The 17,227-nt window shown below is 51.7% G+C and carries 19 protein-coding genes and 1 other annotated feature; of the genes, 2 read left to right on the top strand and 17 right to left on the bottom strand.

Going from position 1 to position 17,227, the window contains the following annotated elements; translation table 11 throughout:
• Positions 1 to 46 precede the first annotated feature (46 nt).
• The 11 genes from VI01_RS11695 to hisL form a co-directional block, all read right to left on the bottom strand.
• On the bottom strand, positions 47 to 523 hold the full coding sequence (locus VI01_RS11695; RefSeq protein ID WP_075564101.1) for a YbaK/prolyl-tRNA synthetase associated domain-containing protein: 477 nt from the start codon (positions 521 to 523) through the stop codon (positions 47 to 49).
• Entirely contained in the window at positions 510 to 833 is a 324-nt protein-coding gene (locus VI01_RS11690) for a helix-turn-helix domain-containing protein (RefSeq protein ID WP_045815225.1), read from the bottom strand. The genes VI01_RS11695 and VI01_RS11690 overlap by 14 nt, the downstream gene beginning before the upstream one ends.
• A 190-nt stretch (positions 834 to 1,023) precedes the next feature.
• Positions 1,024 to 1,635: a bifunctional phosphoribosyl-AMP cyclohydrolase/phosphoribosyl-ATP diphosphatase HisIE gene (gene hisIE, locus VI01_RS11685; protein WP_034824749.1), complete on the bottom strand. Its 612-nt coding sequence runs from the start codon at positions 1,633 to 1,635 to the stop codon at positions 1,024 to 1,026.
• Complete coding sequence (gene hisF, locus VI01_RS11680) at positions 1,629 to 2,405, bottom strand: imidazole glycerol phosphate synthase subunit HisF (protein WP_045815224.1); 777 nt, start codon at positions 2,403 to 2,405, stop codon at positions 1,629 to 1,631. The genes hisIE and hisF overlap by 7 nt, the downstream gene beginning before the upstream one ends.
• Entirely contained in the window at positions 2,387 to 3,124 is a 738-nt protein-coding gene (gene hisA, locus VI01_RS11675) for a 1-(5-phosphoribosyl)-5-[(5-phosphoribosylamino)methylideneamino]imidazole-4-carboxamide isomerase (RefSeq protein ID WP_045815223.1), read from the bottom strand. Before hisA ends, hisF begins: the two co-directional genes overlap by 19 nt.
• Entirely contained in the window at positions 3,124 to 3,714 is a 591-nt protein-coding gene (hisH, locus tag VI01_RS11670; RefSeq protein WP_045815222.1) for an imidazole glycerol phosphate synthase subunit HisH, read from the bottom strand. Before hisH ends, hisA begins: the two co-directional genes overlap by 1 nt.
• Positions 3,714 to 4,781, bottom strand: a complete 1,068-nt coding sequence (hisB, locus tag VI01_RS11665; protein WP_045815221.1) for a bifunctional histidinol-phosphatase/imidazoleglycerol-phosphate dehydratase HisB — start codon at positions 4,779 to 4,781, stop codon at positions 3,714 to 3,716. Before hisB ends, hisH begins: the two co-directional genes overlap by 1 nt.
• Positions 4,778 to 5,848 carry a histidinol-phosphate transaminase gene (gene hisC / locus VI01_RS11660; protein WP_045815220.1) on the bottom strand — a complete coding sequence of 357 codons (1,071 nt, stop codon included), beginning with the start codon at positions 5,846 to 5,848 and terminating at the stop codon, positions 4,778 to 4,780. The genes hisB and hisC overlap by 4 nt, the downstream gene beginning before the upstream one ends.
• Positions 5,845 to 7,152: a histidinol dehydrogenase gene (gene hisD, locus VI01_RS11655; RefSeq protein WP_045815219.1), complete on the bottom strand. Its 1,308-nt coding sequence runs from the start codon at positions 7,150 to 7,152 to the stop codon at positions 5,845 to 5,847. Before hisD ends, hisC begins: the two co-directional genes overlap by 4 nt.
• 4 nt (positions 7,153 to 7,156) lie before the next feature.
• Positions 7,157 to 8,056 (bottom strand): ATP phosphoribosyltransferase, encoded by a 900-nt coding sequence (gene hisG / locus VI01_RS11650; protein WP_034824735.1) that lies wholly within the window; start codon positions 8,054 to 8,056, stop codon positions 7,157 to 7,159.
• Between the two features lie 54 nt (positions 8,057 to 8,110).
• Positions 8,111 to 8,232 (bottom strand) — a sequence feature (His leader region).
• Positions 8,208 to 8,255, bottom strand: a complete 48-nt coding sequence (gene hisL / locus VI01_RS25380; protein ID WP_100396937.1) for a his operon leader peptide — start codon at positions 8,253 to 8,255, stop codon at positions 8,208 to 8,210. (Overlaps the previous feature by 25 nt.)
• 180 nt (positions 8,256 to 8,435) lie before the next feature.
• Between hisL and VI01_RS11645 the strand changes: the two genes are divergently transcribed.
• Positions 8,436 to 9,263, top strand: a complete 828-nt coding sequence (locus VI01_RS11645) for an SDR family oxidoreductase (RefSeq protein ID WP_045815218.1) — start codon at positions 8,436 to 8,438, stop codon at positions 9,261 to 9,263.
• A 372-nt stretch (positions 9,264 to 9,635) separates the two neighbouring features.
• Here VI01_RS11645 and VI01_RS11640 read toward each other — a convergent pair whose 3' ends face one another.
• The 6 genes from VI01_RS11640 to puuD all read right to left on the bottom strand — a co-directional run bounded on the left by VI01_RS11640 (position 9,636) and on the right by puuD (position 15,276).
• On the bottom strand, positions 9,636 to 11,099 hold the full coding sequence (locus VI01_RS11640; RefSeq protein WP_045815217.1) for a glucosyltransferase domain-containing protein: 1,464 nt from the start codon (positions 11,097 to 11,099) through the stop codon (positions 9,636 to 9,638).
• Positions 11,100 to 11,184: 85 nt separating this feature from the next.
• Positions 11,185 to 12,099, bottom strand: coding sequence for a glycosyltransferase family 2 protein (locus tag VI01_RS11635; protein WP_045815216.1), 915 nt, complete (start codon positions 12,097 to 12,099; stop codon positions 11,185 to 11,187).
• On the bottom strand, positions 12,099 to 12,455 hold the full coding sequence (locus VI01_RS11630) for a GtrA family protein (protein ID WP_045815215.1): 357 nt from the start codon (positions 12,453 to 12,455) through the stop codon (positions 12,099 to 12,101). The genes VI01_RS11635 and VI01_RS11630 overlap by 1 nt, the downstream gene beginning before the upstream one ends.
• A gap of 201 nt (positions 12,456 to 12,656) precedes the next feature.
• Positions 12,657 to 13,934 (bottom strand): FAD-binding oxidoreductase, encoded by a 1,278-nt coding sequence (locus VI01_RS11625; protein ID WP_045815214.1) that lies wholly within the window; start codon positions 13,932 to 13,934, stop codon positions 12,657 to 12,659.
• Positions 13,935 to 13,958: 24 nt separating this feature from the next.
• Complete coding sequence (puuR, locus tag VI01_RS11620; protein ID WP_034824711.1) at positions 13,959 to 14,516, bottom strand: HTH-type transcriptional regulator PuuR; 558 nt, start codon at positions 14,514 to 14,516, stop codon at positions 13,959 to 13,961.
• Positions 14,509 to 15,276, bottom strand: coding sequence for a gamma-glutamyl-gamma-aminobutyrate hydrolase (gene puuD / locus VI01_RS11615; protein WP_045815213.1), 768 nt, complete (start codon positions 15,274 to 15,276; stop codon positions 14,509 to 14,511). Before puuD ends, puuR begins: the two co-directional genes overlap by 8 nt.
• Before the next feature lie 213 nt (positions 15,277 to 15,489).
• Here puuD and VI01_RS11610 point away from each other — a divergent pair, with 213 nt between their 5' ends.
• Positions 15,490 to 16,905, top strand: a complete 1,416-nt coding sequence (locus VI01_RS11610) for a glutamine synthetase family protein (RefSeq protein WP_045815212.1) — start codon at positions 15,490 to 15,492, stop codon at positions 16,903 to 16,905.
• Positions 16,906 to 17,227: the final 322 nt, after the last annotated feature.

Genomic DNA, 17,227 nt, shown 5'->3' with positions numbered 1-17,227 from the left:
GTGATGTGGAATAACGCAGAGTACCGATCACTGCTGGTTATGGCAATTAACAGATTATTTTCACAATGTTACCACCATTCATTGCACGATAATCGTCCACGTTCAGCACCACGGATTTCTCAAGCTGGCCCGCGTTGAAGGCAATTTCTTCGTAACGCTCAAACAGTAGCGGGTCCACCACCAGTTGCAGGTCGGGGTGAAAACTGAAGGGCGGAATCGCTCCAAACACACAGCCCGTTAAAGCGTCTACTTCTGCTGGAGAAGCCAAAGAAGCGCGACGCCCACCCACCGCTTCAGCCACTTTGCTCAGGTCTGCTTGTTGGTCAGCGGGCAATATCGCCAGCACGTGCTGTTTGATACCGTTACCTTTCACATGGCACACCAGCGCCTTAGCACCTTGGCCTACTTCCGTACCACGGATCGCTGCTACGGCTTCACACTTACCCGTTGCTTCATGCTCCATCACGCGATAACGCGCCTTATGCTGGTCGAGTAGGGCGATCAGTTTTTCATGAGTGGTCATTTGGCTCTCCATGTTGAGTGAGATTGGTGAGCAGTTCCTGCATCATATGTGTCTGACGTGGCAGTAAACCCAGCCTTAATCCAAGTGGTTTAAATACGCGATTCAATGTCGTCAGCGTAATGCTTTCTTTATCCTGCTCCACGTCAGATAGCGTGCGACGACTAATACCCGCCAAGCTGGCATAGCGTTCCTGTGAAAACCCCAGTAATTCTTTTCGAATCTTACGAAGCAATTTTCCATGAGTTAAGTTGTTCTTGATTGCCTCTTCCAAAAGATCCAGGAAGACTGCTTCGCGTTCAAATGGACTCATTAGGGGGTTCCAATTAATCAACTAAGGAGAGGATGATGAAAAAGAACAAGGCTGCATTGGTTTCTTAAATGCAAATACTGCAAATGAGCAGTATGTTGCTCATTCCGATGAGATGGAAATCAATAATGAGAAGCATACTGCTCAAAATCCGCCTTTGAAGCCAATTTTGAGCAGCTTATTGCACAATCCGTTACTTATGACGCGCACGCAGATTATTAATAATCGTGCTCAAATCCAGCTCCTGGTCCTGCAGCAGCACCATCAGATGATACAGCAAGTCAGAGGCTTCGTTAGTCAGTTCATGACGATCGTTAACTGTGGCAGCCAGTGCGGTTTCCACGCCTTCTTCACCCACTTTCTGCGCGATACGCTTGGTGCCGCTGGCATACAGTTTCGCGGTGTAAGAACTCTCAGGATCGGCGCTCTTACGTGAAGCCAGCAGCTGCTCCAGCTGATACAGGAACGCCCAATCTGGCGCAGCCGGTGAGAAGCAGCTTGATGTTCCGAGGTGGCAAGTTGGCCCAATCGGGTTTGCCAGCACCAGCAGGGTGTCGTTATCACAATCCGGCGTGATGCTCGCGACCTGCAGGAAGTGACCGGAGGTTTCCCCTTTGGTCCACAAGCGGTTTTTGGTGCGAGAGAAGAAAGTGACGTTGCCTTCCGCCAGCGTCTTTTGCAGCGCTTCCTCATTCATATAACCGTGCATCAGCACTTCGCCAGAAACGTTGTGCTGGACGATGACGGGCATCATGCCCGCGGTTTTGGCCCAATCCAGTTTGGCCAGTTGTTCTGCAGTTAACACGCGCGAATCTCCACACCGTTGTCGATCAGGAAGTTTTTCAACTCGCCAATATTGATAATTTGTTTGTGAAACACTGAAGCGGCCAGCGCACCGTCGACGTTTGCCTGTTCAAAGGCTTCGAGAAAGTGCGGCATGGTGCCTGCTCCACCAGAAGCGATGAGGGGCACTTTACACACGTCACGGACTTTCTTCAGCTGCACCAGATCGTAGCCATTACGTACGCCATCCTGGTTCATCATGTTCAGCACGATTTCGCCCGCGCCCAGCTTCTGCACTTCCTGCACCCAATCCAGGGTTTCCCAGGTGGTAACACGGGTACGTGATTCATCGCCGGTATACTGGTTGACGTGATACTTGCCAGTGGTTTCATCAAACCAGGTATCAATACCCACCACGATGCACTGCACACCAAAGCGATCCGCCAGACGAGTGATCAACGTCGGGTCAGCCAGCGCCGGGGAGTTGATGGAGATCTTATCCGCACCGAACTGCAGAATGCGCGCGGCATCCTCCTCACTCTTAATACCGCCCGCCACGCAGAACGGAATATCAATCACTTCTGCGACGCGTGACACCCAGCTTTTATCCACCACGCGGCCATCGGAAGAGGCGGTGATATCATAGAACACCAGCTCGTCAGCGCCTTCCTGCGCATAGCGCTGCGCCAGTGGCACGATATCGCCAATAATTTCGTGGTTGCGGAACTGCACGCCTTTTACCACTTGTCCGTCACGGACATCGAGACAAGGAATTATCCGTTTTGCCAGCATGCAATCGCCTCCGCTACGGTGAATTTATCTTCCAGTAAAGCACGACCGACAATCACGCCCTGTGCGCCACTGCCACGTAAGGCAGCGATGTCATCCAGCGATCCAATGCCGCCAGAACTCTGAAACGCGATGTCGGGGAAGGCATCAGACACTTCTTTATACAGCGCCACGTTGGAACCACTTAAGGTGCCATCGCGGGAGATATCGGTGCACAGCACGTGCTTCAGGCCAACCGGTTGATACCAGCCGATCACTTCTTCCAGTGTTACGCCAGCCGCTTCCTGCCAGCCACTGATCGCCACTTCTTTACGATTGTTGGCGTCAATGCGCACATCCAGCGCCAGTACGATGGCATCGGCGCCGAACTCGTTGAACCAGCTTTTCACTTCCTCTGGCTGTTTCACGGCCGTGGAGCCCACCACCACGCGGGTCGCGCCGGCCGCCAGCAAGGCTGCAACGTCTTCACGATTGCGGATGCCGCCGCCGACCTGCACCGGTACATTCACGCCGCGCAGCAGGGTAGTCAGCAGAGGGATCTGGCGTTTAGCCGGATCTTTTGCGCCAGTGAGGTCCACCAGGTGCAGCACTTCCGCGCCCTGACGTTCGTAATCCTGCAGGCGCGGCAGCGGATCGCTACCGTAGTCGCGCTGCTGGCCGTAGTCGCCCTGATGCAGACGCACCACTTTGCCGTCGATTAAATCTAATGCCGGGATAATCATCACATCTCCAGGAAGTTTTTCAGCAACTGCGCGCCTGCTTTGCCAGAACGCTCCGGGTGGAACTGCACGCCGAAGAAATTATCTTTTTGCAACGCAGCGGTGAACGGATGGCCGTAATCGCACTGGGCGATGGTGGTGGCATTCACTGGCATGGCGTAGCTGTGCACAAAGTAGAAGTAGCTGCCGTCCGGGATATTGCGGAACAGGTGGTTGCCAGCTTGCGAAGTGATCTGGTTCCAGCCCATGTGCGGCAAGGGCAAACCCTGGGTATCCATCAGCGAAACCGGTTCATCCACCAGACCCAGCGTGGTCACGCCGCCATTCTCATCGCTGCCGCGACCCAGCAACTGCATACCAAGACAAATGCCGAGCACCGGTTGGGTACAGGCTTTGATCAGATCGATCAGGTCACGCTCCTGCAACTGGTTCATGGCGGCTTGGGCGGTGCCCACACCCGGCAGCAACAGCTTATCGGCGCGCAGCACCACATCCGGATCGCGGCTCACCTCGGGCGTATAGCCGAGGCGCTCTATCGCCCACTTCACGGAGGATAGGTTGGCGCACCCGGTATCGAGAATCACCACGTTCATCACAGCACTCCTTTCGAACTCGGCAGGGTGTTGCCTTCCACACGAATTGCCTGGCGTAAGGTGCGGCCAAAGGCTTTAAACAGGCTTTCCACACGATGATGGTCGTTCTTGCCTTTGGTCTTCAGGTGCAGGGTGCTCATCATGGCGTAGGAGAGGGAGCTGAAGAAGTGCTCAACCATCTCGGTGCTGAGATCGCCGACACGCTGGTAGCTGAACTCGGCTTTAAATTCGATGTGCGGACGACCAGAGATATCCAGTGCGCAGCGCGCCAGGCACTCGTCCATCGGCAGCACGAAGCCGAAACGGCCGATGCCTCGCTTGTCGCCCAGCGCTTTCAGCAGTGCTTCACCCAGCGCCAGACCGGTATCTTCTACGGTGTGGTGATCGTCAATATAGAGATCGCCTTTCACGTCGATGTTCATGCGGAAGCCGCCGTGTACGGCAATCTGATCCAGCATGTGGTCAAAGAAGCCGACACCGGTGTTGATCTTGCTGCCGCCTTCGCGGTCCAGCCACACTTCCACTTTGATCTGCGTCTCTTTAGTGTTGCGTTGCACCAGCGCATGGCGGTCACGTTTGGTCAGACGTGCCTGGATCGCGTCCCAGTCAATACCTTCAGCACCGTAACGCAGGCCCTGAATGCCCATGTTTTCAGCCAGCTGGATATCGGTCAGGCGATCGCCAATCACGTAGCTGTTTGCGGTATCCAGTGCGCCTTGTGCCAGCCAGGCTTCCACCATTTTGGTTTTCGGCTTGCGGCAATCACAGTTATCTTCTGGCTTATGCGGGCAGATCAGGATGTCGCTGAAGTTCACACCCTGTGAAGTCAGGATCTGCATCATCAGGTTATGTGGGCCATCAAAATCAGCCTGTGGGAAGCTGTCGGTGCCCAGACCATCCTGATTGGTGATCATCACCAGCTGATAGCCGGCATTTTGCAGGGCCAGCAGCGCAGGGATGGCATTCTTTTCAAACGCCAGCTTCTCCATGCGGTCTACCTGAAAATCCGTTGGCGGCTCAGAGATGATGGTACCGTCGCGGTCGATAAAAAGGGTATTCTGACTCATGCTTGCTCCACTGATAAGGCTTGCAGCGCGGCGATCAGGCGCTCGCACTCTTCACGGGTGCCGATGGAGATGCGCAGGCATCCCGCAAGGCCGGGGTTTTTGTTTTGGTCGCGCAGAATAATGCCTTGATCCCACAGCGTTTTAAACACTTTTGGCGAATCAGTGAAACGCGCCAGAATATAGTTGGTTTCGCTCGGGAACACCTGCTGCACCACGCTTAACTGTGGCAGCTGCTCAAACAGCCAGGCGCGATTGGCGTTGAGTTCCGCCACGTGCTGACGCATCAGCGCAATGCCTTCTTCGCTCAGCGCCTGTCCCGCCACATCAGCAACCGGGGTCGCCAGCGGGTAAGGAGCGATCACTTTCATCATCAGATCGATCACTGGCTTGTTGGCCAGCGTAAAGCCACAGCGTAGGCCAGCCAGCGCAAAGGCTTTTGACAGCGTGCGCAGGATCACCAGATGTGGATATTCTTTCAACCAACCCGCGAGAGTCGCTTCCGGGCAGAACTCGATATAGGCTTCATCGGCGACCAGCAGTGCTTTACCGGCGGTCATCTCCAGCAGTTTGCGGATATCATCTTGATTGATCAGGTTGCCGGTCGGATTGTTCGGGCTGCACATGTAGACCACTTTCACGCCGTCTAACTGGTCCGCAATCGCCGGCAGGTTCAGCTGCCAGTCATCCAGTGCTGCCACGGTGCGATACTCAATGCCGATGGTTTCTGCGCTGACGCTGTACATGCCGTAAGTCGGCGGACAGAACAGAATCGCATCCTTGCCCGGCTCACAGAAGGCACGCATTAACAGCTCAATGCCTTCATCAGCGCCACGGCTGACAATCACTTGCTCCGGCGATAAACCGGCATAAGCCGCATAGCGCTCAATCACCATCTTCGGCTGGCATTCCGGATAGCGGTTCAGCGTTTGCTGAGACAGCTCAAAGGGCACCGGAAGCGGGAATTCGTTGGCATTCAGCCACACATCACCGTTACCCCCCAAACGACGCGCAGATTGATACGGCGTCAACGCGCGCACATTGGCGCGGGCTAAATCTTCAATGCTCATGCTTGCTCCTTCAGCGCGGCAACACGCAGGGTAACGGCGTTCTTATGGGCTTCCAGCTGCTCAGCAGCGGCTAAGGTTTCAATGGTGGCAGCCAGATTGAGGAAGCCTTGCGGCGTCAGCTCTTGCACCGTCATACGCTTCTGGAAATCGGCTAATCCCAGGCTAGAACAGGTTGCGGTATAACCGTAAGTCGGCAGCACGTGGTTGGTGCCGGAAGCGTAATCACCTGCCGATTCCGGTGACCAGTCGCCCAGGAACACGGAACCCGCACTGGTGATCGTATCCACCAGATTGCGTGGCTGGCGCGTCTGAATAATCAGGTGCTCAGGACCGTACAGGTTGGAAATTTCCACACACTGCGCCAGATCGCGCAGCACGATCAGACGGCTACTCTCCAGCGCCTGACGCGCCGTGGCAGCACGTGGCAACTGCGCGAGCTGTTCTTCCACCGCCTGCGCCACGCCTTCTGCCAGTTTCAGCGAAGGGGTCAGCAAAATGACCTGTGAATCCGGGCCGTGTTCTGCTTGTGATAGCAGATCAGAAGCGACAAATGCCGGTGTGGCACCTTCATCAGCAATCACCAAAACTTCTGATGGGCCAGCAGGCATATCAATCGCGGCACCATCCAAACGCTGGCTCACCTGGCGTTTAGCTTCGGTGACGTAGGCGTTGCCTGGGCCAAAGATCTTGTCGACTTTCGGCACGGTTTCGGTGCCGAAGGCCAGCGCAGCAATCGCTTGTGCGCCACCAACCTGAAACACTTCTTTCACACCGCACAGTTGTGCGGCATAGAGAATTTCATCGGCAATCGGCGGGGGCGAACAGAGCACCACATGACCACAACCGGCGATACGTGCTGGGGTTGCCAGCATCAAAACCGTGGAGAACAGCGGGGCAGATCCGCCAGGAATATACAACCCAACCGATTGCACCGGACGGGTGATCTGTTGGCAGCGTACGCCAGGCTGCGTCTCGATATCCACTGCGGGCAGAATCTGCGCGTTATGGAAAGTTTCGATATTACCGACAGCCACTGCCATCGCCTGCTTCAGCGTATCGCTCAGGCGATCGCTGGCGGCTTGCATCTCTTCTGGCGTGACGCGCAGGTTTTCCACCTGCGCTTTGTCAAAGCGCGCGCTGAACTCGCGCAGCGCATCATCGCCTTGTTCTTTTACTTGCGTCAGCACATCGCGCACGATTTCGCTGATGCTCGCCGAAGCAGAAATTGCCGGACGCATCAGCAGCGCTTGCTGCTGTTGTTCATCACACTGTTGCCAGTCAATCGGGGTCATGATTGTGCTCATGCGGTTACTCCAACATTTTTTCGATTGGCAGTACCAGGATGGAGCTGGCACCCAGCGCTTTCAGTTTTTCCATGGTTTCCCAGAACAGGGTTTCACTGCTCACCATGTGCATCGCCACGCGGCTTACTTCGCCTGCCAGCGGCAATACGGTTGGGCGCTCGGCACCTGGCAGCAGGGCGATCACTTCTTCCAGGCGCTCGCTTGGCGCGTGCAGCATGATGTACTTGGATTCACGTGCTTTGATGACGCCCTGAATGCGCGTCATCATTTTGTCGATCAGTTCTTGTTTCGCCGCTGGCAGTTCGCCATCGCGCTGAATCAGTACCGCTTTAGAACGGTAAATGACTTCCACTTCGCGCAGGCCGTTGGCTTCGAGGGTGGCACCAGTCGATACCAGGTCGCAAATGGCATCGGCCAGACCTGCACGTGGCGCGACTTCCACCGAACCGTTCAGCAGGCAAGACTTAAAGGAAACGCCTTGCTTATCGAGATATTTCTTCAGCAGGTGCGGATAAGAGGTGGCAATACGTGAGTTCTGCAGGCACTGCGGGCCGGTGTATTCTGCATCTACGGGCATCGCCAGCGACAGGCGGCAGCCGCCGAAATCGAGACGGCGCAGGGTGAAGTAGCGTGGATCTTCGCCTTGTGCACGGCGGTCCAGCAGCTCTTCTTCCAGCACGTTCTCACCGACGATGCCGAGATCCACCACGCCATCCATCACCAGGCCAGGAATATCGTCATCACGCACACGCAGGATATCGATAGGCATGTTCTCCGCAAACGCAATCAGACGCTGCTGCTGAAGGTTAATTTTGATACCGCAGCGGGCCAGCAGTTCGCGTGATTCATCACTTAAACGGCCAGATTTCTGCATAGCTATGCGAATACGGGTGTTATCTAACATGTTTCCTATCCTCTTATTCAATCCTGTCTGAACTCAGTTGGGTTGCGTTCGCCCATAAAAAAACCCCCGGAAGATGATCTTCCGGGGGCTCTCTTTGCGTTCGCACCACTGGAAGATCCTAATCGTCTCCCAGCACACATCGCCTGAAAGACTAGTCAGGATGATGGTGATGATGGTGGTTGAACTGAACGCGTGTCATAGTAAATTCCGTTGCTGAATGAGTATTCATTTGCGTGCTGGTTAACCTAACGAAGATGGAGGCGCTTGGCAACCCTTTTTTAACGTCAGTTCTCGGAACCTTCCGCAACAGTTTGCGCTGGTTTGCCACAATCGCTGGGACTAAGATGAAGTGTCTTAGCGCTGTAAAGCAGGAGTCGGTATGAAAAAAGTCGCGATTGTAGGTCTGGGATGGCTGGGTATGCCGCTGGCGATGGCGCTGACGGCGCGCGGCTGGCAGGTAACCGGCAGCAAAACCTCCCCCGATGGTGTGGATGCTGCGCGCCGCTGCGGTATTGAGGCATTTCAACTGGTGCTAACACCCGAGATTGAATGTGAAGCGGATGAGTTGGCCACGCTGATGGCGGTGGACGCGCTGGTGGTGACGTTGCCTGCCAGCCGCACGGTGCAGGGCGGAGAAGATTACATGCAAGCCGTGCAGAACGTGGTCGATACGGCATTAGCACACAAGGTGCCGCGCATCATTTTTACCAGCTCGTCGTCGGTGTACGGCACCGGTTCGGGCGTCATGAAAGAGAGCAGTGAGCTACAGCCAGAAAGTGTGGCGGGCAAGACGCTGGTAGAACTGGAGAACTGGTTGCATGATCTGCCCGGTACCAGCGTGGATATTGTACGACTGGCGGGGCTCGTCGGGCCAAATCGTCATCCGGGGCGCTTCCTCGCCGGGAAGGTTGGACTGGAGAATGGCGGTCATGCGGTCAATCTGGTGCATCTGGACGATGTAGTAGATGCCATTGTACTGCTGCTGCAAACGCCGAAGGGTGGACGCGTGTATAACCTGTGTGCGTCTAAACATCCCGCGCGTGACGATTTCTACCCGTTTGTCTCGAAGCAGTTGGGGCTGGTGGTACCGACATTTGTTACTGAACCAGACCGCGAGGCAGGGAAGGTGGTGGATGGCTCGAAGATCTGCAACGAGCTGGGATTTGAGTATAGCTACGATGACCCCATGAAGATGCCATTGGAGTAGAGCAATCATGAGCGTCGTAAAGATACGGCGCTGTACAAAATTGATGTTTGTAAACTTTTTGTCTCAGAAATGAATGTCATTTTATAAATAAATTTTTTATTTAAGGGTTTATCACTATGATTTGAATGATGATAAAAATATTTCTCATTGAGTTTGCTAAAGAATTTTTTGCGATTAATGCTCATTAATTTCTAGAAAGTTTTATTAAGGTTCTTGATTGAGTGATTTTTTATCTTCATCTTATGTTGGTGATAATTAATATAAGTTGATGTCGTATCCATAAACTTGATACCAAGTTCTTTTATCTGAATATTTTAATTATTATGACTACCTAACCCATCCTGTAGGATGGGTCTAAGAAAAAGTAAGTTCTTATTTATTATAATCACTAAGTTTGTTTGAAAGTTTAATAATTACCACTCCATCAACTAATGCAACTGCATCTCTATTAGGCCATGCGGGAAGCGACTCGCCCATCAATCTTGATTTTTCTACTTGAGCAGTATCAGGTGATTTTAAATCTGCAATATTGGCTGCCGATAAATATTTATACATTCGCTGGTTGTTCCCCCCATCCCATTCGAAGAAAGATGCGCCAAATACATCAGCGGTCGGTATTCTCCATGAATTAAATGGCGTGAAACTGCCATAGAAAAATACCGGGGTTTTTGACAAGTCAATGGAGGGGTATTTTAGATAAATGGTATTAATTAATTGACTTGAAAGTTGATTATCTGCTTGCCTTGCCATGTAATCACTGTAGAAAAGTTTGTTAGATGCAGAGGCCCCAACAGCAAGGAGAATAACTGAAACATATAATGCCGAAATATTATAATTATAGAATACAACGGCAATGATGAAAATCCCAGCAAAAACAACAGGTATTTGGGTCATTGCTCTTGGAGGCAACCCTGTACCAATAGCAAGATTTAAAAGAAAAGCTGATAAAAGCACAGCTATTGATGCAAAAATTATGAGGGTGGTACTTTTTCTTTTTAAAATTGCTCCAACAATGATCGCCATGAGAGGAATAACTACTAATGGGAATGAGTTCATTCCGAATGCTGCATTAAAAGTAAAGTATGATCTAATGAAAGAGAATAAATTATTAAGCACTTGATTTAAATCAGACTTACCCCATCCAACTATTGCAGATAGATAGCCTGAAATCATCACATTATAATGGGAAGCAACTAATTTAGACAAAGTAGCATCTAACATAAGGGCTGCTAAAGTTAAGGTGGAGAAAAGAACAACTTTTTTTAGAGCTACGTTAAACGTCATTTCAGATTTGATTGCAGAAACTGCAATCCATACACACAATAATGAAGCGGCGAAAAGGAATATAGACTGGTAAATTGATAGCGACACGATCGTAAGAATTATAAATGTAATACAGCCTTTTAGCGATCCCTTGTTAAGTGATACGAGTGAAGCAACCGAGCAAAACATAGATATTGCGATTGTGTCTGATTGATTACTAAATTCCAATTGATATGCCATCTGTGGAATGGCTGCTAACGCAATTGCAAACGACATTGATTGCAGTCTTGATAGCATCAAATATTTGGCGGAAAGAGCCGATGTAGCTGATAAAATTATGATCGCAAGCATTAAGGTGAAGAATGGAACATATGGCTCAGGTAGTATGTAGTGTCGCAGCAGGGCGTGGCCCCAGCGGCCAGCAGATAATGTCTGGGCGAAGTTATCCATTGGTTCTTCATCAATGGATAAAGTAAAATGAGTGAGTTCAAAACCATAAACAATAATGTATGAAATCATAGCTGTAATGAATGTGTACATTGTTGTTTTATTTTTAATTAAGTATTTTTCCATTTCCTATCAATGTCTCATTTTAAAGTTTTTGCTTTTGATAAATACATTTTGTTCAAGTTAACCTTATAAAGTATTAAGGTTTTTATCATTTTTTTGTTATGATATACCTCGGTCTTTTTTTGCTTTCAATGTAAATTCTGCCTATATACTCGCCTAGTACACCAATACCAATTAGCTGAACACCACCCAAGAAAAGCATTGAAACCATAAGGGAAGGATATCCTTTAACAGGATTCCCCCAAAAAATAGTATCAATTAGCATCCAGGCCCCATAAATAAATGAAATGGCTGCAACAATAAGCCCAATGTAAGTCCAAACTCGAAGAGGGAAGGTCGAAAACGACGTAATCCCTTCTAATGCCAGATTCCACAACTTCCAACCATTGAATTTCGTTGTGCCAGCGACACGGTCAGCGCGCGCATATTCCACGATATCTGTTTTGCCGCCGACCCAACTCAAAATGCCTTTCATAAAGAGGTTGCGCTCTTGCAGTAATTTAATGTTTTCAACCACGTCACGCGACATCAAACGAAAATCACCCACATTCTCTTCAATTTTCGGTGAGCTAATCTTGTTATGTAATTTGTAGAACCACTCGGCCGTTTTGCGTTTCAGATGGGAGTCTGTACTACGGTCAACGCGTTTCGCCAGTACGATGTCCGCACCTTGTTGCCATTTTTCGAGCATCTCAGGGATGACATCGATGGGATCTTGCAAATCGACATCAATAGGGATAATTGCATCACCGCTTGCCGCTTCAAGCCCAGCGAAGAGCGCCGGTTCTTTACCGAAGTTACGTGTAAACGAAATATGTTTGACCAATTCATCTTCGGCCTCGATATCATTCAGAATGGCTTCAGTACTATCGGTGCTGCCATCATTGATAAACACCAACTCGACTTGGTGAGTTTTGAATGGCGCAAACTCACGAACTGCCCGGTAGAAGAGGGGAATGGCTTCCTCTTCGTTAAGCACTGGGACGATCAAAGAAAATTTCATTAACTCTTCCTAAACACGAAAAACTTCGAATAGGCGAAGCCGCAAACCAGACTGAGTGCTGAGAAGAAAATCAGTGTCACTATCGGGCTTATATGTAGGCGGTCTGCTGTCCATCCGACCGAAAGCGCCATCGCGCCCATGAAAAAGATATAGAGAAAATATCGGGCAGTGGTCGCTTCGGCATTGAAGGTCCATTTGGCGTTCGCGAAGAAAGAGAACGTCACAGCAACGCAAAAGGCCGCAAGATTAGCTGTAGATTGGTTCGTGCCACTCGTGAAGAGAACACCAAATACGGCCCAATGGATGAGCGTGTTAACCACCCCAACAGATGTATACCTGGCAAACAACCGCAGCATTGCATAACCCTAAAAATTAAAGTGCCTGATCCTCGCATTCCCTCAGCTTTATAGCAAGTTTTGGTAAAGGAACGTTGGTGAAACGTAAGGCGGGCAAGTTATGTCAGAGAGAAGTTTATGGAGGGCAGGGGGAATGAAGATTGCTGGTGTTTTAAAAAAGACACACCCTTGTTTAAAAAAGGGAGCCGTGCTCCCTTTTCATTAAACCCCCAACCGATCCCGTAACGCGTACCACACCGCGCCCATCGCCGTCAGTGGCACTTTAAATCGCCTGCCCCCCGGAAACGGTAAATGCGGTAATTTGGCAAAGGCATCAAATCTTTCTGCCTGTCCGCGCAGCACCTCGGCAATCAGCCTTCCCGACAAGTGGGTACAGGTCACGCCATGTCCGCTATCCCCTTGCATAAAGAACGCATTCTTCTCTATTTGCCCAAACTGCGGCATACGTGACAGCGTCAGCAGGAAGTTACCGCTCCAGCGGTGGCTGAATTTCACCTCCTTCAGTTGCGGGAAGGTGCGTAACAGCTTGGGGCGAATCAGCGCTTCAATATCATCCGGCTCGCGCGCGCCATACACCACGCCGCCGCCGTACAACAGGCGGTTATCGGCGGTGAGGCGGAAGTAATCCAGCAGGTAGTTACAATCTTCGACACAGTGATTGTTCGGCAATAAACCCAACGCCTGGTCGCGGCTTAATGGCTCGGTGGTGAGGATTTGCGAGCCACACGGCATGCTTTTACGACTCAGGCGCGGTTCAAGTTGTGAGGGGAGATAAGCATTACCGGCAAAAATCACAAAGGTGGCAGTGACTTCGCCTTTAGCGGTCTTTACCCGATGCGGCTCGCCATACTTCACTTCCAGCGCAGCGGATTGTTCATAGATACGTCCACCGTGCCGGCGAATTGCTTCCGCTTCACCCAGCGCCAGATTAAGCGGATGCAGATGACCGCCGCGCTTATCCAGTAAGCCGCCGACATAGCGATCAGTCGCCACTTCGCGACGAATTGCGCGCTCATCCAGGAGTTCTAATTGATGATTGCCATAGCGCTCCCAGTTGGCTTTTTGGCTGCGCAGGTGGCCCATCTGGCGCTGATTCAACGCCGCAAAAATGCCGCCTGGACGGTAATCGCAGGCGATGGCGTAACGATCAATGCGATCGCGAATAATCTCCGCGCCCTCAAACATCATATTGCCCAGCATTTTCGCCACGTCTTTGCCGTAGCGCTGTTCGATCACGTCCACGTCGCGGCTGTAAGAATTCACCACCTGGCCGCCGTTACGACCGCTGGCTCCGAAACCAATCCTGGCCGCTTCGAGTAGCACCACGTCATAACCGGCTTCGGTCAGAAACAGCGCCGAGGAGAGGCCGGTAAATCCGCCGCCAATAATACAGACATCACACTGCACCGATTCCTGCAGTTCGGGCCACGGCTCATGCGCATTAGCCGTTGCTGCGTAATAACTTCCCACATGTTGCATCACATCCTCCTTTAGCGCGTGAACTCAGAAATTCGCTGGGGTGTGCGCACTGACGATGCGACACGGCAGCTCAGACGTATTGGTAAAACTGTGCGGTAAGCCGGTATCGATCACATAACTCTCGCCACAATAAAGGTGATAACTCTGACCATTGACCACTAGCGTGATTTCCCCTTCCAGCACCGTGCCGGTCTCCTCGCCAGGGTGACGCAGTTTCTCTCCGGTGCTGGAACCCGGTTCGTAGCGTTCAATCAGCATCGCCAGCGCACGTTTTTCAGCGCCGTTCTCCACCAGACGCAACGACACGCCGAGGCTGCCGATCTCCACGCACTCTTCCGGACGGACAATAACGCGCGGCGTGCTGTTCACCTTGGGTTCCGAGAAAAATTCTGACAATGACAAGCCGTACACCTTTAGCAGTTTCTGCAAGGTACTCAGCGCTGGGCTGACCTTGTCCTGCTCAATGGTGCTGATGGCACTGTGAGTGAGTCCTGACAACTCAGCGACGCGACGCTGAGACAATCCCATCTCCTGCCGGATTTGCGATAAACGTCGTCCGGGCGCCAGAGTGGCATCATTCATGGCCGTTTTCCTTGTGATAACAGACAGCAGCGTGGATAAAAGCCGCAAACAGGCGTTGCGAAACCGGGTCTTGATCAGAGTGCCACTCCGGATGCCACTGCACCGCAAGTGCAAACGGGTGCTGACGCAAACTCACCGCTTCAATCAGCCCATCAGGCGCACGTGCTTCAATACGCAGTTGCGGGCCGGGTTCGCGGATGCCTTGTCCATGCAGAGAGTTCACGGCAAAGGATTGCGCGCTGCCCAGCAGCTTGCTCAATAAACCTTCCGCTTCAGGCTGCACTTCATGCACTGGCGCGTATTGCTGTTCGAGCGGCAGCGCATCATCCTCACGATGTTCCTGAAAAAGGTGCGTCATGTGCAGCTGGCGATGCAGGGAACCCCCGTTGGCCACCACCAACTCCTGCAAGCCCCGACAAATACCCAATATCGGCATTTTTTTACCGATTGCATGGGTGATCAGACCAAATGCGAGGCGATCGCGTGCCGGATCGGCATGTTCTTCTTTACCCTCTTCGCCATAATGCCAGGGCTCAATATTGCTCGGGCTGCCGGTGAGTAAAATGCCGTCGAGCAGCGTCATACTGTTTTCTAATAGATAAGGGGCGTGCATCAGTTGATGCGGCAAAGGCAAGGGAACACCACCGGCAAGCACGATGGCATCGAGATACTTATTGTGAACCGTCTGTCCGAGATGGCTGCCGATGTGGTTCTGACACATCACTACGCCAATCAAGGGTTTGTCAAAAATAATGCCCATAACGTCTCCGCGTTGCTGTTCAATATTTTCACCGTTTTTGCGCGTCCGGCCTAAAAAGTGTGCAATATATTGTCAATCTAGCAACCGTCTGTTCGTTCTTCCAACAGATTTGTTACATTTGCACACTTTTTGCGTTAGCGCTATGTTAGAGGAGTGGCTGTTATTTTGAGCATTGCGCGAACCAATACTAAACGGTAAAGGGCGGGTGGGAACATGACGAACCTCGTAGAAGTAGAAGACTTCACGCGGCACAGTGAAGAGAAACGAACAAGCGCGTTCCAGCTGGAGGTCAAAACCTGGCTGGAACGCCATCCTGAAACGCAGTATGTCGATATTCTTCTGAATGATTTAAATGGGGTATTTCGCGGAAAGCGCATTCCCATCGCTGCATTGGCAAAACTGGAAAAAGGGTGTTACTTCCCGGCCTCGGTTTTCGCCATGGATATCCTCGGTAATACCGTCGAAGAAGCCGGACTCGGACAGTCCCTGGGTGAACCCGACAACCTCTGCATCCCGGTTCCCGGAACCTTAATTCCCTCTGCCGCCGATCCTGAACGCATTGCGCAACTGCTGCTCACGATGTGTAACCAAGATGGCACTCCCTTTGACGTTGAACCCCGCAATGTCCTCAACCGCTTGTGGCAGCAACTGCGCAATCGAGGGCTATTCCCGGTGGTAGCGGTAGAGCTGGAGTTCTATCTGGTGGATAAAAAGCGCGATGCGGAAGGCTATATCCAGCCACCCTGTGCACCGGGCAGCGACGAACGTAATATGCAGAGTCAGGTTTATTCGGTCGATAATCTTGACCACTTTGCGGACGTTTTGCGTGAAATCGACGATATTGCAAAACAGCAGGGCATTCCTGCTGATGGCGCGCTGGCGGAAGCTTCGCCGGGCCAGTTTGAGATCAATCTGCATCACACTCGTGATGTATTAAAAGCCTGCGATCATGCCATTTTGCTCAAACGTCTGATACGCCAGGTGGCGGAAAATCACGGCATGACGGCGACCTTTATGGCCAAGCCCTATGAAGAGTATGCGGGCAGTGGCATGCATGTGCACATCAGCATGCTGGACGCCGCCGATCACAACGCTTTCTCGCTCGACGACGGCAGCGACTCGCCGCTGTTAAAACGCGCGTTAGCCGGGATGATCGATTTAATGCCCGCTTCAATGGCGCTGCTGGCACCGAACGTGAACGCTTATCGTCGCTTCTTGCCTGAGGCTTACGTGCCCTTGCAGGCTTCTTGGGGACACAACAATCGCACCGTTGCTTTACGTATTCCCTGTGGCGATGTAGATAACCATCGCGTGGAGTATCGTGTAGCCGGCGCGGATGCAAATCCTTACCTGGTAGTGTCAACAATTCTTGCCGGTATTTTGCACGGTCTGGATAATCAGCTACCTTTACCGCATGCAGTGCAGGGCAATGGACATGAGGCGGAAGGGCTGCCATTACCGGTCCGCCAGAGTGATGCGCTGTATGAATTTGAAAATAGCTACCCACTGCAAAAACTGCTGGGCGAGCATTTCAGCGGTGTGTGGCACAGCTGCAAACAGAATGAGTTGATGCAGTTCGAGCGGCTTATCACCGCCACTGAAATTGACTGGATGTTGAAGAACGCCTGATTAGCAGAAGAATTTCGCTAACGTCTTGTGCCGATGGCATAAGTTGGGGCAGAATACGTCCCCTGCAAAATACGAAACATAGCCGACGCTTATCACGTCGGTTATTTTTTTGCAGATTGCAGTACACACACAAATTACCGAGGCCGGACACGCATCCGGATAGATAGATACTGACAACACGCTTGGGCGTGAGATTTGAGGAAAACAAAGATGGGGCTGTTTACAATTGCACCAGCGCAAGCTGGTTCTCGCTTTCGTGATGATTACGGCGCGGCGACAATCGCAAACACTAATATCACTTCTCACTGCAGCACGTTGCGCA

Origin of the sequence: Pantoea sp. SM3, from assembly GCF_000963995.1 — a bacterium.
In the GTDB taxonomy this organism is placed as follows: Bacteria; Pseudomonadota; Gammaproteobacteria; order Enterobacterales; family Enterobacteriaceae; genus Pantoea; species Pantoea rwandensis_B.
The sequence above is the reverse complement of the archived record's forward strand: the minus strand, read 5'-3'. Positions and strand labels throughout refer to the sequence as shown.

Coding starts and splice junctions, on each gene's coding strand:
- VI01_RS11695 (WP_075564101.1), bottom strand. CDS start 523: ATGACCACTCATGAAAAACTGATCGCCCTACTCGACCAGCATAAGGCG.
- VI01_RS11690 (WP_045815225.1), bottom strand. CDS start 833: ATGAGTCCATTTGAACGCGAAGCAGTCTTCCTGGATCTTTTGGAAGAG.
- hisF (WP_045815224.1), bottom strand. CDS start 2,405: ATGCTGGCAAAACGGATAATTCCTTGTCTCGATGTCCGTGACGGACAA.
- hisA (WP_045815223.1), bottom strand. CDS start 3,124: ATGATTATCCCGGCATTAGATTTAATCGACGGCAAAGTGGTGCGTCTG.
- hisH (WP_045815222.1), bottom strand. CDS start 3,714: ATGAACGTGGTGATTCTCGATACCGGGTGCGCCAACCTATCCTCCGTG.
- hisB (WP_045815221.1), bottom strand. CDS start 4,781: ATGAGTCAGAATACCCTTTTTATCGACCGCGACGGTACCATCATCTCT.
- hisC (WP_045815220.1), bottom strand. CDS start 5,848: ATGAGCATTGAAGATTTAGCCCGCGCCAATGTGCGCGCGTTGACGCCG.
- hisD (WP_045815219.1), bottom strand. CDS start 7,152: ATGAGCACAATCATGACCCCGATTGACTGGCAACAGTGTGATGAACAA.
- hisG (WP_034824735.1), bottom strand. CDS start 8,056: ATGTTAGATAACACCCGTATTCGCATAGCTATGCAGAAATCTGGCCGT.
- VI01_RS11645 (WP_045815218.1), top strand. CDS start 8,436: ATGAAAAAAGTCGCGATTGTAGGTCTGGGATGGCTGGGTATGCCGCTG.
- VI01_RS11640 (WP_045815217.1), bottom strand. CDS start 11,099: ATGGAAAAATACTTAATTAAAAATAAAACAACAATGTACACATTCATT.
- VI01_RS11635 (WP_045815216.1), bottom strand. CDS start 12,099: ATGAAATTTTCTTTGATCGTCCCAGTGCTTAACGAAGAGGAAGCCATT.
- VI01_RS11630 (WP_045815215.1), bottom strand. CDS start 12,455: ATGCTGCGGTTGTTTGCCAGGTATACATCTGTTGGGGTGGTTAACACG.
- VI01_RS11625 (WP_045815214.1), bottom strand. CDS start 13,934: ATGCAACATGTGGGAAGTTATTACGCAGCAACGGCTAATGCGCATGAG.
- puuR (WP_034824711.1), bottom strand. CDS start 14,516: ATGAATGATGCCACTCTGGCGCCCGGACGACGTTTATCGCAAATCCGG.
- puuD (WP_045815213.1), bottom strand. CDS start 15,276: ATGGGCATTATTTTTGACAAACCCTTGATTGGCGTAGTGATGTGTCAG.
- VI01_RS11610 (WP_045815212.1), top strand. CDS start 15,490: ATGACGAACCTCGTAGAAGTAGAAGACTTCACGCGGCACAGTGAAGAG.